The following is a 14,403-nucleotide window of genomic DNA, read 5'->3' as shown; positions in this document are numbered from 1 at the left end:
CGTCAGACTCCGTGCTCGTCGCGCTGCTGGCGCAAGTGCCAGGGCAGATCTTTGTAAACGTCCTCGAACATGCTGGCGCGGGTGTGCGTTGATGGCGCCTCGACGCTAAGTACGCCAACCTTCTCGGCTTCACGGCCGGTCGCGCGCACGGTTTCCTGCGCGTCTTCTTGCGCTTCCTTGTGTTGGCCTTCGGACCATTCGCCGATCGAGATCAGGTGCGTCTTCAACCGATCGATCGGATCGCCCAACGGCCAGGACGCTTTTTCATCCGCTGGCCGATAACGCGCGGGATCGTCAGACGTCGAGTGCGGGCCGCCGCGATAGGTGAAGTGCTCGATCAGCGTCGGGCCCAAATTCGCGCGCGCGCGCTCGGCCGCCCATTGCGTCACCGCATAGACGGCAAGGAAGTCGTTCCCGTCCACGCGCAGCGGCGGCATGCCGTAACCGACACCACGCGCCGCGAACGTCGTGTTCTCACCGCCGGCGATGCCTTGGAACGAGCTGATCGCCCACTGATTGTTGACGACGTTGATGATAACCGGCGCCCGGTACACTGCCGCAAACGTCATCGCCGCGTGGAAGTCGCCTTCCGCCGTCGAGCCTTCGCCCAGCCACGTCGCGCAAATGCGACCGTCACCCGCATAAGCCGACGCCATCGCCCAGCCCACCGCTTGCGGCACTTGCGTCGCGAGGTTGCCGGAGATTGTGAAGAAGCCGTCCTTCTTCGACGAATACATTACCGGCAATTGCCGGCCGCGCATCGGGTCGCTCGCGTTGGAGTAGACTTGGTGCATCATGTCGATCAGCGGATAGTCGCGCGCGATCAGGATGCCTTGCTGGCGATAGGACGGGAAACACATGTCGTCGGCGTTGAGCGCCATCGCCTGTGCAATCGAGATCGCCTCTTCGCCAAGCGATTGCATATAGAACGACGTCTTGCCCTGACGTTGCGCGCGATGCATGCGCTCGTCGTACGCACGCAGCAGCAGCATGTACTTGATGGCGCGGCGCAGCGTTTCCGGCGCGAGGTGCGGCGTCCAGGGTCCGAGCGCATTGCCTTCCATGTCGAGCACACGGATCAGGCCGTACGCGTACTCGCGAAGCTCGACCGCGCTTTCGTCGATGTCCGGACGCGGCGTGTCGCCCGGTTCGGGAAAGCTCCAGCCGCTGAAGTCCGGCTTGTCGCCCGGCCGCGTGCGCGGCGACGGCACGTGCAGATCAAGCGCGTTCGGTTTGCGGCTCATGTCGTCCATCACTTCCTCGCGGCGGCGAGACGTTCACGCACGATCGCGTCGGCAGCTTGGTGCGGCGTCAGGCCTTTGCTCTTGGCGCTTTCCAGCACCAGCAGCAAGCGCGGCGCAATCGCCCGCACCCGGCCTTCGACGACATCAGCCGCCTCACCCAAATACTCGGCCGACACGTTGATGATGCCGCCCGCGTTGACAACATAATCCGGCGCATAGGTGATGCCGCGTTCCACCAGGCGAGCGCCGTCATCTTCGGTCTCAAGCTGGTTGTTCGCTGCGCCGCACACAAACTTCGCGCCGAGTTCCGGGATAGTGCGCGTGTTGAGCCCCGCGCCAAGGGCACACGGCGAGTAGAGATCGGCGCCCGCGGCGTGGATTTGGTCCACCGGCGCGATTTCCGCGCCTAGCGCTTGAGCTCGATGCAGATTGGTTTGGTTCACGTCGGCGATAATGAGCTTTGCGCCCTCGTCCGCCAACAGCTTGCAGAGATTGTAGCCCACCGCGCCCACGCCCTGCACAGCCACCGTGCGGCCCTGCACAGAGCCGCCGAGCAGCGCCTTGATCGAGACGAACACACCCAGCGCCGTCATCGGCGATGGATCACCGCCCGCTTGGCCAGCTTCTTTTGGGATGCCCGCAACGTAAGAGGTCGAGCGGGCGATGGCGCGCATGTCGGCGACACTGGCGCCCACATCTTCGGCGGTGATGTAGCGGCCGTTCAGTTTTTCGACCGCGTCGCCGAACTTTTGGAAGGCGTCCACGCGATCGGTGTTGATCCGGTAGATCACGGCCTTGCCGCCGCCGAGCGGCAGATCGGCCATGGCGTTCTTGTAGGTCATGCCGCGCGAGAGGCGGAGCGCATCGGTCAACGCATCGTCGGCGCTGTCATAATCCCAGATGCGGCAACCGCCTGCGGCGGGGCCGATGGCGGTTGAGTGAATTGCAACGATGCCGGCAAAGCCTTGCGCTTCGCCGCCTACGAATACGACGTCCTCGTGCCCGTCGAACGACGGATGCGATTTCCAGTTGATCATCAAAGCGGCTCCGGAAGCTGGGCGAGCACAGAAAGCCCGAGCGTGATTACGACCCGGCGGCGCGACGATTTCATGATGGACGCTTCGCTCCGACGGCCGCTCTTACGCTAGGGCTGCCTATTTGCGCGGCAACAACCACAGCCGACGCATTCGCGCAATATTCGTCGAAAATCCGGTGAAAAATCACCGCGTCAAAGCCGTGAGAGGGTATATTTTACCGGGAAATGGCGCGCCCTAAGAGATTCGAACTCCTGACCCCCAGATTCGTAGTCTGGTGCTCTATCCAGCTGAGCTAAGGGCGCGCGAAGGCGCGGTGCATAGCCTCCCGTGATGGCGGTTGCAAGGCGGCAGTGGCCGGGCCGGCGGCGGCGGTTCAGGACGACCTACCGCTCGTTCCTGCGGGCTCAGGGCTTGTCGCGCTGCGGGTGGATCGTTTCGCCGCGCCGGAGCATGGCGACGAAGTCGGCGACCTTCTTCTTGCGACCCGTCTCCGTCTTCATGTTGTGGACGCGAAAGGCGAGCGCGAAGCGGTTCTGTGCGCTGAGTTTCTTCAGCATGGCGCGCGCTTTGGGATCGGCGTCGATCGCCGCCTGAAGATCAGGCGGGATCTTCATGCCCTGGCCGCTGCCGTAAGCGCGCGCCCAGCGACCGTCCGCCTTCGCGGCCTCGACTTGCTTCAGCCCATGCTCGGTCATCCGGCCTTCAAGGATCAAACGCGCGACGTTGTCGACGTTGATCTTGCTCCAGATGCTCGTCTTGGTGCGCGGTGAGTAGCGCTGCAGATAGCTGGTGTCGTCGAGACTCTTGCGGACGCCATCAATCCAGCCCCAACACAGGACGGTATCGATCGCCTCCTTCGGCGTGATCGACTTCAATCCCGAACTCACCTTGTGGATCTTGATCCAGACTTCGTCGTCGCCGTGATGCTTGGCGAGCCATTTGTAGAAGGCGCCCTCGGTCTTGAAGGTGTGAACCTTCTCGGCCTTTACTGTGACCGGCCTCTTCAAGAGAGTTCGCGCCACGCGCTGTGAACACCGACGGTTTCCGCAGCATAAACGGCCCGCGCCACTGCGCGCGCCAAACAATCCGCCGCCAACGCGCCAAAGCGAGCAACGGCAAGCACCCGCGGTTCGGGCGTTACCTTCGCCGCCGTCGCGAGCGCAAACACGACGTCGCCGTCGAACGGCGCAAACACCGGACGGATCGCGCGCGCTAGCCCCGCGCTCGCCATCTGCGCGACGCGTTTGATCTCCGTCGGCGTGAGATCTGCGTCGACAGCCACACACGCGATTGTCGTGTTAGCGCGCGGCGCTGTTTGCATCTTGGCGCCGCCCCACTCCTCCAGATCGAACGGCAGAGCAAGCGGCGCGACGCCGCCGAACTCGCCGTCGATCTCGAACGCCGCCGCCCAGAACGCGCGCTGCCCCGGCATCGTCGTCGACCCCCAGCAATTCACGCACGCCAACGCGGCGACAGTGAAGCCGTCACTCGTAACAATCGACGCGGTGCCCTGACCGCCTTTCAGCGCGCCGGCTTTGGCGCCGAGCCCGGCGCCGACATTGCCAAGCTTCACGTCGCGTGAGCGCGCCGCGTACGCGCGCTTGCCGAGCGCGGCGTAGGGCGGCGCATCGCCCCACGCTTTGTTTCCGCCATTCGCCAAGTCGTAGAGGATCGCAGCTGGAATCACTGGCGAGCGCGGCACGCCGGGCAAGTCGATCAGCCCAAAGCCTTTGCCTTCCGCGCCCATCGCTGCGGTGACGCCATCCGCCGCGGCGAGTCCGTACACAGAGCCCCCCGCGAGCACGACGGCGTCAACGGCGCCAGCGATGCCGCCCGGCGCCAGTGCGTCAGTTTCGCGTGTACCTGGCCCGCCGCCGCGCACATCCGCCGCGCACACCGCACGCGTCTCGGGCACGATCACGGTGACGCCCGTCAGCGCATCGGAGTCTTCGGCTGTTCCTATGGACAAACCGGCCACATCACACAAAGTATTGGTCGGGCCGGGACGCGCCATGGGCTTGCTTCCGCGTTTGTTAAACCTCGCCCTCGTAGGAAGCGCCTGCATGTTTGACAAGCAATCGTTGAAGCGCCTCGCCGCGCCGCTCATCGCGCTCGCGCTCGCTGCCTGCGCATCCGCATCCGCGCCGGACTCGCAAGGGCCGCCACCCGCGCGCGGCGAAGCAATGGTCACCGCCGCCAATCCGCACGCGGTCAACGCCGCAATTCAGATTTTGGGCGAAGGCGGCAACGCCGTGGACGCAGCGATCGCCGCTGAGTTCGTGCTGGGGTTGGTGGAGCCGCAATCGTCTGGCATCGGCGGCGGCGGCTTCTTGATGTTCTACGACGACCACAGTGAAGCCATCAGCGCCTATGACGGCCGCGAACGCGCGCCGGCTGGCGCAACACCCACGATGTTCTTGGACAATCGCGGCCGGCCGCTGCCGTTCATGGACGCGCAAGCGAGCGGCCGTTCAATCGGGGCGCCGTCTTTGGTGGCGATGCTCAAACTGGCGCACGACGAGCACGGCCGGTTGCCGTGGTCGCGCCTTGTTGAACCCGCAATGCAACTCGCCGAAGACGGCTTTGAAGTTTCGCCGCGTTTGGCGCGATTGATCGCCGCTTATGGCGAACGCGGACGTCTGCGCGCGGATTTCGCGGCGCGCGCCTATTTCTTTGACGCGGCCGGCGCGCCGCGCACTGTCGGCTATCTGCTGCGCAATCCCGACTACGCACGCACGTTGCGCGCTATCGCCGAACGCGGCCCGAGCGCGTTGAGCGAAGGGCCGATCGCTGACGCCATCGTCGCCGCAGCCCAAGCCAATCCACGCCGCGGCACGCTCACGCTCGACGATCTGCGCGCGGTCACGCCGCGCCGGATGGAGCCTGTGTGCAGCGTTTATCGCGTCTATCGCGCCTGCACGGTCGGCTCGCCGTCATCAGGCAACGCGACGCTTGCGATCCTCGGCCTCTATCAGCGCGCGCGTCCCTTGCCCGGCGGCGCCGAGAACGCCGATGATTGGTCGGCGTTCCTATGGGCCAGCCGCCTCGCCTACGCCGACCGCGACCACTACATGGCCGACTCGCAGTTCGCGACAGTTCCCACACTCGAACTGATTGCACCGGAATATCTGGATCAACGCGCCCAGCAGATCGATGTCGCGCACGCGCCGACGCAAGTGTTGCCCGGCATGCCGGTGGGACAAGAGCTTTACGATCGCTGGGGCAATGCGTTCAGCGAGGATAGCGGCACGTCGCACGTGTCCATCGTCGACGCCTGGGGCAACGCCGTGTCGATGACTGCGACAGTGGAATCCGCATTCGGCGCGCAGCGCATGGTTGCGGGCTTCTTCCTGAACAACCAGCTGACGGACTTCGCCTTCGAGCCGACACTCAACGGACGCCCCGTCGCCAATGCTGTTGAGCCAGGCAAAGCGCCACGCTCCTCGATGTCGCCAATGATTGTCACCGACCGCAACGGCGAACTGGCGCTCGTAATCGGCTCGCCCGGCGGCTCCTCGATCATCGGCTACGTCGCGCGCACCACGATCGGCATCCTCGATTGGGGTCTGACGCCGCAACAAGCGATCGATCTTTCCAACGCCACAGCGCGCACGTCATCGGTCGTTATCGAGCCATCGCGCCTGCCGGCAGGCATCGCCGACGCGATTACCGCGCGCGGCTGGCAGCTCCGCGAAGTCGGCGCCATGGAGGATTCCGGCATTCACGCCATTCGCGTCACGCCGCAGGGCCTCGTCGGCGGCGCTGACCCACGCCGCGAAGGCATCGTTGGTCACATTCAGCCAGCGCCTTAAAGCCCTAGATCAGCGATCATCCGTTCGCGGATCGCGACGGGCGCCGCGTCGAGTGTGCGCAGCGTGTTGCGTGTCTGCGACGGCGACATGTTCTCGATGACGACGAGCGATGTCGCGTCGTCTTCTCGCTGCGCTTCCTCATCCAGATTTTCCGAATCTTCGTCGGCGCCGCATGGACCGAGTTCGGTGCGCGAGTTGCGGCCGTGAACGATGATGACGTTGTCGTCGTCGCGCGCGCGCCGCACGCGCAGCTCATGCACCATCTCGGCGGCTTCCGCGATCAAACTCACATCGCCACAGCCGCGCACCTCGAGCGCGGACGCCCGGCCAGCAGCGGCGACGGCGTAAATCTCCCGCCCATCGCCGGTGTCGAAAATGTAGAGGTCGTAGCGCCGCGATGGCTGCGCCACGGCGACGCCCGCGATCATGACAACGAGTGCGGCTAACGCCCAACGCATGGATTTTCTCCGATATTTCTTGTTGGCGATGATTAATTATCGCCTGACAATAATATCATGACAAGTGTCAGTCGCGCGCGCCGGTCGGTTGGTCGCCGCTCACGCCGCTGGCAACGTGATCCGGAACGTCGTGCCCTCGGCGCCGGTCCGCGTCAGCTCCAATTCGCCTCCCATCGAGCGCGTGAGTTCGCGCGCGATCGCTAGGCCAAGCCCGGTGCCGCCCGCTTCCGGCGCTGCCGACACGAACGGCTCAAACAGACGCGCGCGCAAATTCTCGCGCACGCCAGGCCCATGGTCGATCACATCGATTTCACAGCGGCCCTCCACGCGCACGGCGCGGACAACGATCGTTTTGTCGCTGCGATCGTGATCCACCATCGCCTGCGCCGCGTTGCGCATCAGGTTGACCACAATGCGATTCAAGTGCTCTGCGTCCGCCACGCACGCCAGCCGCGGTTCGATGTCGCCGCGATAGCTTACGCCCTCAAAGCCACCGAGCGCGTCGCTCGCCGCATCCTCAGTTGCGACCGCAACATCGACCCGCTCCAGTTCCGGCGCTTTCTCATCCGCGCGTCCGTATTTCAGCGTGCTCGACGCGAGGCCGGCCGCGCGATCGATCGTGCGCTCCAAACGCGGCAATAAGCGGCGCACTTCCTCATCTTCGGAGTTTTTCAAACGATCGGCCACGAGTTGCGCTGTGGAGAGCATATTGCGCAAATCGTGGCCAATCCGCGCAACAGCGCCGCCAAGCGCTGCGAGCCGCTCGTTCTGCCGCAACGCGTTGCGAACCTGCTCGGCCATATCCGCGGCTGCGCGCTGCGCCCGGCCGATCTCGTCGCCGCGTGAACTACGGGGAAACGCGATCGACACGTCTTCGGGCTTGTCTCGGAAACGTTCTATGGCGCGCGTGAGATCGTGCATCGGACCGACGAACGCGAGCGTCAGCATGAAATAGATCAGCGCCGCCGCCGCGATCAGAATCCACGTCGATGCGAGCAGAAACTGTTGCGCGAATTCGTTCATGGCGCGCTTCAGCGGCGCTTCGTTCAGCACAATCTCGATGAACTCGCCGCTCTCAAAACGCGGCCGCGACAGCACCCGAAGCACCCGCCCCGGCGGCGCAAAGAAGCTCTCCACCGCCCACCAGAACGGGCGCGCCTCGTCGGCCTGCGTATAATCGTAGGTCACCAACGGTTCGGTCGGCACGACATTCGGATCTTCCAACAGCAGCACCCGCTCGCCGGCCCGCTGCAGCGCAGCGCGCTGCACTTCGGCGTTGGTCAGCAATTCGTACTCAAGCGATTCCGCGATCTCGAGATCGGGGGAAACCTCCAGCGCCAGCGCCGCGATCTGCGCCAGGTTCATGCGTTCCCGCAGCCATTGCTCGTGGAACCCGGCCAGGGCGCCCGCAAACACTAGCGCCTCGCCCACCAGCACCGCGATCACGGTCAGCCCGAGCAGGCGGCCGGCCAAGCTGTCCACGAAGTTGCGGATGCTCTGGATCGGACCCGGCCGGCTCGGCGAAATGTCGGGATTGGCCATCGTCTCCAAGCCCTTAGCCCAAGGGCAAGCCCTTGTCCCCGGCGGGAACCGTTGGGAGCCGCTGGGAACCGCAACAGTAATTTCATTCGCAGAACGAGGGTTCCCCGCTATGGATATCGTCGGCCTCGTTATGGCTTGCTGGCGATTGGAGTGCCTGCTCCCGCCCCCTCCCCAAGGAGCGCCCCATGTCCACCGAGAAACGGACCCTGTCGCGAACGCTCGTCTACTTTGGCGCCCTCTGGGCGGTCGCTATCGTCTTCATCATCATCCAGGCCCTAGTTCAGGGCTGATCATCTTGACGCTCGGGAGGCGCTGGGGTAATCCCCGCGCCTTCATTTTTACTGCCCAAAAGAGATCGAGGCGCGTCGTGAGCACCAAGCGGACCTATCAGCCGAGCCGGCTCGTGCGGAAGCGCCGCCATGGATTCCGCGCCCGCATGGCCACCGCTGGCGGCCAAAAGGTGCTGGCGCGCCGCCGCGCCAAGGGCCGCAAGAAGCTCTCGGCCTGATCCCGGCGCCGGGGTACATCTCCGGCAAAATGAGCCAAACCAGCCTCCAACGTCTGACCAAGCGCGCCCAGTTCCTGCATGTGCGCGCTGGCGTTCGCGCGGCCCGGCCTAATCTCCTGGTCGAGGCCCGCCGCCGGGCCGAGGACGGCCCCATGGGCATCGGCTTCACCGCCAGCAAGAAGGTCGGCGGGGCCGTCATCCGCAACCGCGCCAAGCGCCGGCTCCGGGAGGCCGCGCGCCAGCTTTTGCCGAAACATGGCCTGGCTGGGGTCGACTACGTCCTGGTGGCGCGTCAATCCACCCCGGACGCCGACTGGGCGGCCTTGCTTGACGATCTTAAGAGCGCGTTGTTAAGGCTCGCCGCCGACTTGCAAGCCGGCGCGACATCCGAGCGCCGCCCGCGCGCGCAATCCCACCCTGAGCGCGAAACGCCGACCGAAAGCGATTGACCCAAAATGCAACCTAGCGGCGGGCAAGGGCCCAACGAGACGAGAAACGTGATCCTGGCGATCGTGTTGTCGATCGGGATTTTCATCGGCTTTGACTTTTTCTATGCCGGTCCCGCCCGCGAACGCGCGCAGGCCGAGCGCGCCCAGATCGAGCAGTCGCAGGACGCGGCGCGGACAGCGGAAGCGCAAGGCGACGCCATCGGCACGCCGGATGCGCCGAGTTCGACAGAGCCCGTGCAGCGTGAACAGGTGCTCGCAGCCACCACCGCCTCGCGCGTCCCGATTGACACCGGCGCCGTCGATGGCTCGATCTCGCTCGAAGGCGCGCGCATCGATGACCTCAACCTGCGCGGCTATCACCGCACCGTGGATGACAGCAGCCCGGAAGTGACGCTGCTCGCGCCGAGCAACACTGAATTCGGCCACTACGCCTTCTTCGGCTGGGAAATGCAGTCCGGCGAGGCGGTGTCCACCGTTGCTGACGCGCGTTCGGCGTGGTCGCTTGGTGAAGGCGCCGCGACGCTTACACCGCAAACGCCGGTGACGCTCAGGCTCGACGCCGGCAACGGCGTCACCGTCGTACGCACCATCGCGATCGACGAGAACTTCATGTTCACGATCACGGATGTCGTGACCAACACGTCGGGCGGCGCCCTTGCCGTGCGCCCGTTTGGCACCGTTCGCCGCGAGGGCATGCCAGAAGACTACGTGCGCAACCAGATTGTGCACCAAGGCCTCATTGGCGCCTTCGGCGAAAACAACAGTTCACATCAGGTCACGTTCGAGAACGCCGGCAAACACGTCCGCGATCGCGGACGGGGCCGCGTCGGCGCGGATGAGCGCATCGAAGACATGCAGGGCCAAGGCGGTTGGCTCGGCATCACCGACCACTACTGGCTCACCGCAATCATCCCCGCGCAGAACGAGCGCACCTCGACCTACTTTGACGCCGGCGCCGACGGCGCGACCAACGAATACCGCGCCGCTTATCGCGGCGATTGGCATCAAGTCGGCGCCGGCGCGCAAGTCACCTACACGCAGCATCTGTTCGCCGGCGCCAAGCGTTATGATTTGCTGAACGACTACCAGCAGGCGCTGGAGATCCCGCGTTTCATCTGGGCGATCGACTGGGGCAATTTCTATTTCCTTACGCGTCCTTTCTTCGCGATGCTGCATTGGTTCGGCCAGACCTTCGCCGGCTGGGGCATCATTTTCAATTTCGGCCTGGCGATTCTGGCGTCCACTGTCGTCGTCAAATTGCTGCTGTTCCCGCTCGTGTACCAATCCTTCAAGGCGATGGCGAAGATGCGCGGCATGCAGCCGAAGATGAAGGAACTCCAGGAGCGCTACGCCGCCGACAAGCAACGGCAGCAACAAGAACTGATGCGCCTTTATCAGACCGAGAAGATCAATCCAGTTTCGGGCTGCATTCCGATCCTGTTGCAAATTCCGGTGTTCTTCGCGCTCTACAAAACGCTTACCGTCACCATCGAAATGCGGCACGAACCGTTCGTGGGCTGGATCCAAGATCTCTCAGCGCGCGATCCGACGTCGATCTTCAACCTGTTCACCCTGCTGCCATTCGACCCGTCAACTGTGCCGTTGATCGGCGGGTTTCTCATGATCGGCGTTTGGCCGATCCTGTACGGGCTCTCGATGTGGGCGCTGCAGGCGCTGTCGCCGCCGCCGACCGACCCGGTGCAGGCGCAGATCTTCCGCCTGCTGCCGATCCTGTTCACCTTCATGTTCGCCGCCTTCCCGGCGGGCCTGGTGATCTACTGGACCTGGTCGAACACGCTCTCGATTCTGCAGCAATACGTCATCATGCGCCGGCAAGGCGTCGAGACGCAGCTCGACACGTTCCTAAAGAAACGATTCGGGAAGAGTGAACCGAGCGCGGCGGAATAGTGTGACGCCGGAGGAAGAAGCCGAGTGGCTCGAAACGGGCCGCCTGTTGTTCGCGGGACAAATCGAGTTCGAGCGCGGCGTGCCAAGCATGGAGTTCCTGCCGGACTCTTCGCTGCCTGAAGTTGCGTTCGCGGGGCGCTCGAACGTGGGCAAGTCGAGCCTCGTCAACGCCATCACCGGACGATTGAAACTCGCGCGCGCCTCCACCGAACCCGGCCGCACGCGTGAACTCAACTTCTTCCGCGTTGGCGACACGCTGCGCCTGGTTGACCTCCCCGGCTACGGCTACGCCAAAGCCGGCCGCGCCGACATTGAACGTTGGACCGCGCTCACGCGGGATTACCTGCGCGGGCGCCCGTCGCTGAAGCGCGTCATCCTGCTGATCGATTCACGTCACGGCCTGAAGCCGCATGACAAGGATGTCATGGATGCGCTCGACACATCGGCCGTCACCTATCAACTCGTGCTCACCAAAGCCGACAAGCTGAAGCCAACCGAACTCGCGGAGACCGCAGCGGCCACCACTGCAGCCATCGTAAAACGGCCAGCCGCACATCCCGAGGTGATCTCGACCTCTTCTGAAACCGGCCTGGGGATTGAGCGTCTGCGCGCTGAAATCGCGGCCTTGGCCTAGGGCGCGTTACCGCTTAGGAACCGCCCGTGAGCAAGCTTCCTCCGAAGGATCGCCTGAAGGCGCTCGAAGACGGTCTGACCAAGGCGAAGACACTCGCCGAGGCGCTGCCGTTCATCCAAATCTACGACCGCGAGATCGTGGTGGTGAAATATGGCGGTCACGCCATGGGCGACACAGAAACCGCCCGCAAATTCGCCGCAGACGTCGTCCTTTTGAAGCTGGTGGGCCTTCACCCCGTCGTCGTGCACGGCGGCGGCCCGCAGATCAGCCGCATGCTCGATCGGGCGGGCGTCAAATCGCAATTCGTGGACGGGCTTCGCGTCACTGACGCGGAGACGATGGAAGTGGCGGAGATGGTGCTCTCGGGCAGCGTCAACAAAGAACTCGCGCACCTGATCACGGCTGCCGGCCGCGAAGCGGACGTGCGCGGCGTTGGCTTGTCGGGCAAAGACGCGCGCCTGATCACCGTCGAGAAAGCCGTGCGCACGCGCAAGGATCCCGACAGCATGATCGAACAAGTGGTCGATCTCGGCTTCGTCGGTGAACCCACCGAAGTCGACCCGACTTTGATTCAGGCGCTGATCAACGCGCCGGAAGATTATATCCCAGTGATCGCGCCGATCGGTGTTGAGAAAGACAGCGGCAAGACCTACAACATCAACGCCGATACCGCCGCCGGCGCCGTCTTCAAAGCGCTCAACGCAAAGCGCTTCCTGCTGCTTTCAGACATCCCTGGCGTGCTCGATGGCAATGGCGAGCTAATCGAGAAGATGACGGTCGCCGAAGCGCGCAAGCTGATCGAAACAGGCGTCGCCACGGGCGGCATGATCCCGAAACTTGAGACCTGCATCAGCGCGCTCGAAGGCAACGAGAGCGAAGCCGAACATTCCGAACACAAACCGGCCGCCGTCATCCTCGACGGGCGCACGCCGCACGTCCTGCTTATGGAACTCTTCACAGAACATGGCGCTGGCACGCTCATTCATTAGACCGGGCGTTCTCGCCGCGATCGTATGCGCTGCTTTCGCGGCGCTGCTTGCGTTCGCCGGTCACGCCACCGCGCAACAGCAACAGCGCCAAGCCAACGGCTGGCAGCTGTGCAACGAAACCAGCTTCGTGCTCGAAGCCGCCACTGGCCGTCCCGACGGCCGCGCCATCGTCGTGCAAGGCTGGACCCGGCTCCGCCCGGGTGAATGCCGCATCTCCGTCGGCGCTCCACTCGCGCGCGGCACGCACTATCTCTACGCCCGCACTTCCTCGGCGCATCGCGGGGGCCGCCGCCAATGGGGCGGTGACGCCCGGCTCTGTGTGGACTCCTCTTCCTCCTTCACCATCGAGAACCCGCCGCAATGCGCGGCGATGAGCCTCGACGAACGCCGCTTCCGCCGCGTCCAGATCAATAAGCGCGACAGCTGGCGCACCTCATTCGCGGAAGCCACACCCTACACCATCGCGCGCGCGCGCCAGATCGGCCTGCAGCGCCTGCTCGATGACGCCGGCTACGATCTGCGCGAAGGCCGCCGCGGCGCCGATCCGCGCCGCATCGCCCAAGCCATCGCGCAATTCCGGCAATCGGCGCGCCTCGCGCCGAGCGCCAGCGAAAACCAGCTGATCGACGCGCTCGAAACCGCGGCGCGCCGCCGCGCACAGCAAGTCGGCCTCACGCTCTGCAACCGCGCCCGCGGCCGCATGTGGACGGCTGTTGCGCGCCGCCGTGGCGAAGGCTGGGAAAGCCGCGGCTGGTGGCCGCTCAATCCCGGCGGCTGCGTCCGCACCATCGATGAAGTGCTGATCCAGGAAGTGTACTTTGTACACGCGAGCCTGGAAGCGCCTGACGGCATCCGCCAACTCGCCGCCGGCGGCGAGCCGTTCTGCACCAGCGGCGCGCGCTTCGCGATCCTCGGCCGCGAAGCCTGCGAGACGCGCTACTACGACACCATGCTGTTCACCCCGATCTCTGCACGCAATCGCGATGGCCTGGTTGTGGACTTCGAAGACCGCGACTTCCTGCCTGTCGGCGAAGAGCCGCGCGCGCTGCAAGTCGCGCGAGACGCGGGCGACGCGCCTACCGCGCGTGACGCGCCCCGCCGCGGCCTTGTGCCGGAGAGCGCGGACACTCAGGATCGCGGCAGCGGCGATTGATGAGCCTCGCGCACATCGACGTCTGGGTGTTCGATCTCGATAACACGCTCTACCCCGCGCCGGTGCTCTACGACGAGATCGGCGAGCGCATGACGGCCTACATCGCCCGCACGCTCGGTGTCGAAACCGATGCCGCGCTCGAGCTGCGCGAGCGCTACTTCCACGAATATGGCGCGACGATCGTTGGCTTAGTCCGTCACCATGCTATCGACGCGCCGGATTTCCTGCGCGACGTGCACACGGCGGACCATTCCGTGTTGATGATCGATCCAGAATTGCGCGGCTTGATCGAGGCGCTGCCAGGCCGGCGCATCATCCACACCAATGGCGGCGGCGGTCACGCCGAGCGCGTGCTCGCAAGCCTCGGCCTCGCCGATCTCTTCGACACTGTGTTCGACATTGAAAGCGCGGGGCTCGCGCCAAAGCCGCAACGCGAAAGCTACGAGCGCCTAGTGCAGGCGTGCGGCTTCGATCCACGCAAAGCCGTGCTGATCGAAGACTCGCTCCGCAATCTGCCGCCGGCGCACGCCATGGGCTTCACCACCGCCCTCATCGGCGCCGACTGCCCCGAACCGCGTCCAGCGTATGTCGATTACTGGTCGCGCGATTTGAAGCACCTGCTCAGCGATTGGATCGGCGTTGCCTCGCCGACCCAAGCACCGTAATTCC

The 14,403-nt window shown here is 64.7% G+C and carries 14 protein-coding genes and 1 tRNA gene; 8 read left to right on the top strand and 7 right to left on the bottom strand.

Annotated features, from left to right (window positions below; translation table 11 throughout):
- Positions 1–2 precede the first annotated feature (2 nt).
- The 5 genes from DSM104635_RS06285 to DSM104635_RS06265 all read right to left on the bottom strand — a co-directional run bounded on the left by DSM104635_RS06285 (position 3) and on the right by DSM104635_RS06265 (position 4,295).
- Positions 3–1,244 (bottom strand): thiamine pyrophosphate-dependent enzyme, encoded by a 1,242-nt coding sequence (locus DSM104635_RS06285; protein ID WP_158765385.1) that lies wholly within the window; start codon positions 1,242–1,244, stop codon positions 3–5.
- Positions 1,245–1,252: 8 nt separating this feature from the next.
- Complete coding sequence (locus DSM104635_RS06280; RefSeq protein ID WP_158765384.1) at positions 1,253–2,281, bottom strand: Leu/Phe/Val dehydrogenase; 1,029 nt, start codon at positions 2,279–2,281, stop codon at positions 1,253–1,255.
- A gap of 225 nt (positions 2,282–2,506) precedes the next feature.
- Positions 2,507–2,583: transfer RNA gene (locus DSM104635_RS06275), tRNA-Arg, on the bottom strand.
- Between the two features lie 102 nt (positions 2,584–2,685).
- Positions 2,686–3,288 (bottom strand): YdeI/OmpD-associated family protein, encoded by a 603-nt coding sequence (locus DSM104635_RS06270; RefSeq protein WP_158765383.1) that lies wholly within the window; start codon positions 3,286–3,288, stop codon positions 2,686–2,688.
- Positions 3,285–4,295 (bottom strand): P1 family peptidase, encoded by a 1,011-nt coding sequence (locus tag DSM104635_RS06265; protein WP_158765382.1) that lies wholly within the window; start codon positions 4,293–4,295, stop codon positions 3,285–3,287. Before DSM104635_RS06265 ends, DSM104635_RS06270 begins: the two co-directional genes overlap by 4 nt.
- 49 nt (positions 4,296–4,344) lie before the next feature.
- On the opposite strand from DSM104635_RS06265, the gene DSM104635_RS06260 reads away from it, so the two are divergent.
- A complete protein-coding gene (locus DSM104635_RS06260; RefSeq protein ID WP_158765381.1) occupies positions 4,345–6,093 on the top strand; it encodes a gamma-glutamyltransferase family protein in 1,749 nt (582 codons plus the stop codon).
- Here DSM104635_RS06260 and DSM104635_RS06255 read toward each other — a convergent pair.
- Positions 6,090–6,551, bottom strand: a complete 462-nt coding sequence (locus tag DSM104635_RS06255; RefSeq protein ID WP_158765380.1) for a hypothetical protein — start codon at positions 6,549–6,551, stop codon at positions 6,090–6,092. The genes DSM104635_RS06260 and DSM104635_RS06255 overlap by 4 nt on opposite strands.
- Positions 6,552–6,650: 99 nt before the next feature.
- Entirely contained in the window at positions 6,651–8,093 is a 1,443-nt protein-coding gene (locus DSM104635_RS06250) for a sensor histidine kinase (RefSeq protein WP_158765379.1), read from the bottom strand.
- 367 nt (positions 8,094–8,460) lie between these two features.
- Here DSM104635_RS06250 and rpmH point away from each other — a divergent pair, with 367 nt between their 5' ends.
- From rpmH to DSM104635_RS06215, 7 genes are read left to right on the top strand one after another with little or no spacing between them, the layout of a single operon-like run.
- Complete coding sequence (rpmH, locus tag DSM104635_RS06245; protein ID WP_135212605.1) at positions 8,461–8,601, top strand: 50S ribosomal protein L34; 141 nt, start codon at positions 8,461–8,463, stop codon at positions 8,599–8,601.
- Between the two features lie 29 nt (positions 8,602–8,630).
- Complete coding sequence (rnpA, locus tag DSM104635_RS06240; protein WP_158765378.1) at positions 8,631–9,050, top strand: ribonuclease P protein component; 420 nt, start codon at positions 8,631–8,633, stop codon at positions 9,048–9,050.
- 6 nt (positions 9,051–9,056) lie between these two features.
- Positions 9,057–10,958, top strand: a complete 1,902-nt coding sequence (gene yidC, locus DSM104635_RS06235; protein ID WP_158765377.1) for a membrane protein insertase YidC — start codon at positions 9,057–9,059, stop codon at positions 10,956–10,958.
- Between the two features lies 1 nt (position 10,959).
- The gene (gene yihA / locus DSM104635_RS06230) at positions 10,960–11,592 is read left to right on the top strand and encodes a ribosome biogenesis GTP-binding protein YihA/YsxC (protein WP_158765376.1); all 633 of its coding nucleotides are present in this window, start codon (positions 10,960–10,962) and stop codon (positions 11,590–11,592) included.
- A gap of 53 nt (positions 11,593–11,645) precedes the next feature.
- The gene (argB, locus tag DSM104635_RS06225; RefSeq protein WP_228446033.1) at positions 11,646–12,581 is read left to right on the top strand and encodes an acetylglutamate kinase; all 936 of its coding nucleotides are present in this window, start codon (positions 11,646–11,648) and stop codon (positions 12,579–12,581) included.
- Positions 12,556–13,734 (top strand): DUF1036 domain-containing protein, encoded by a 1,179-nt coding sequence (locus DSM104635_RS06220; RefSeq protein WP_158765375.1) that lies wholly within the window; start codon positions 12,556–12,558, stop codon positions 13,732–13,734. The genes argB and DSM104635_RS06220 overlap by 26 nt, the downstream gene beginning before the upstream one ends.
- Complete coding sequence (locus tag DSM104635_RS06215; RefSeq protein WP_158765374.1) at positions 13,734–14,399, top strand: pyrimidine 5'-nucleotidase; 666 nt, start codon at positions 13,734–13,736, stop codon at positions 14,397–14,399. Before DSM104635_RS06220 ends, DSM104635_RS06215 begins: the two co-directional genes overlap by 1 nt.
- The last annotated feature ends 4 nt before the right edge of the window (positions 14,400–14,403 follow it).

This window comes from Terricaulis silvestris (genome assembly GCF_009792355.1).
GTDB classification, from domain to species: domain Bacteria; phylum Pseudomonadota; class Alphaproteobacteria; order Caulobacterales; family Aquidulcibacteraceae; genus Vitreimonas; species Vitreimonas silvestris.
This window is presented reverse-complemented; position numbering and strand designations above follow the sequence as displayed.

Coding starts and splice junctions, on each gene's coding strand:
- DSM104635_RS06285 (WP_158765385.1), bottom strand. CDS start 1,244: ATGAGCCGCAAACCGAACGCGCTTGATCTGCACGTGCCGTCGCCGCGC.
- DSM104635_RS06280 (WP_158765384.1), bottom strand. CDS start 2,281: ATGATCAACTGGAAATCGCATCCGTCGTTCGACGGGCACGAGGACGTC.
- DSM104635_RS06265 (WP_158765382.1), bottom strand. CDS start 4,295: ATGGCGCGTCCCGGCCCGACCAATACTTTGTGTGATGTGGCCGGTTTG.
- DSM104635_RS06260 (WP_158765381.1), top strand. CDS start 4,345: ATGTTTGACAAGCAATCGTTGAAGCGCCTCGCCGCGCCGCTCATCGCG.
- DSM104635_RS06255 (WP_158765380.1), bottom strand. CDS start 6,551: ATGCGTTGGGCGTTAGCCGCACTCGTTGTCATGATCGCGGGCGTCGCC.
- DSM104635_RS06250 (WP_158765379.1), bottom strand. CDS start 8,093: ATGGCCAATCCCGACATTTCGCCGAGCCGGCCGGGTCCGATCCAGAGC.
- rnpA (WP_158765378.1), top strand. CDS start 8,631: ATGAGCCAAACCAGCCTCCAACGTCTGACCAAGCGCGCCCAGTTCCTG.
- yidC (WP_158765377.1), top strand. CDS start 9,057: ATGCAACCTAGCGGCGGGCAAGGGCCCAACGAGACGAGAAACGTGATC.
- DSM104635_RS06220 (WP_158765375.1), top strand. CDS start 12,556: ATGGCGCTGGCACGCTCATTCATTAGACCGGGCGTTCTCGCCGCGATC.
- DSM104635_RS06215 (WP_158765374.1), top strand. CDS start 13,734: ATGAGCCTCGCGCACATCGACGTCTGGGTGTTCGATCTCGATAACACG.